The following is a 717-nucleotide window of genomic DNA, read 5'->3' as shown; positions in this document are numbered from 1 at the left end:
CCATTGTACCAGATCGGGAAGCTCGCATACAGCCGTCGGTAATAAGCGTCCGCCGGCCCCATCGCCTCCGCGCCCAGGCGGATCTGCTGGACGCAGGCGAACACGCCCACTGCGCCCCAGATGACCAGAACCATCGCAACGATGGTGAACCACATAGGTGTCGCCGGTCTGCCGCGCGTCATCGCATCCCCCTCTTTTGGAAACAGGATGCCGCGCCACGCCCCGCGACGCAACGTCAGCCCAGCGCGGCAGCCCACACATCGGGTTTGAAGCCGACCAGCAGCACGCCGTCGCCCTCCAGCACGGGTCGTTTGATCATGGAGGGCTGTGCGATCATCAGCGCGATCGCCTTGTCCGCATCCAGGTCGGCGCGGTCGGCGTCGGGCAGCTTGCGGAACGTCGTGCCCGCGCGATTGAGCAGGACCTCCCAGCCGAGCGTATCGACCCAGTGCCGCAGTCGCCCCTCATCGACTCCATCGGTTTTGTAATTGAGGAAGCGATACGACACGCCCGCCTGATCCAGCCAGACGCGCGCCTTCTTCACCGTGTCGCAATTGGGGATGCCGTAGAGGGTAAGGGGCACCGTCGTCTCCATCATGGTCGGCCCGGCCTTTGCCAGTGTCAGGGGCGGAGCGGAAGCGGTCAGCGGGACAACAGCCGCACCTCCATCGATGGCACGTCGCCGCCCTCGACCAGGCACGGGCGCATGGCCGGGCC

1 protein-coding gene is annotated in these 717 nt (G+C 66.2%); it reads right to left on the bottom strand.

The features are described 5' to 3' along the window. Positions 1-235 precede the first annotated feature (235 nt). The coding region (locus LS48_RS15890; protein ID WP_235811044.1) for an ArsC family reductase at positions 236-717 on the bottom strand (482 nt) is incomplete at its 5' end.

Origin of the sequence: Aequorivita aquimaris, assembly GCF_001573155.1 — a bacterium.
GTDB classification, from domain to species: domain Bacteria; phylum Bacteroidota; class Bacteroidia; order Flavobacteriales; family Flavobacteriaceae; genus Aequorivita; species Aequorivita aquimaris.
The sequence above is the reverse complement of the archived record's forward strand: the minus strand, read 5'-3'. Positions and strand labels throughout refer to the sequence as shown.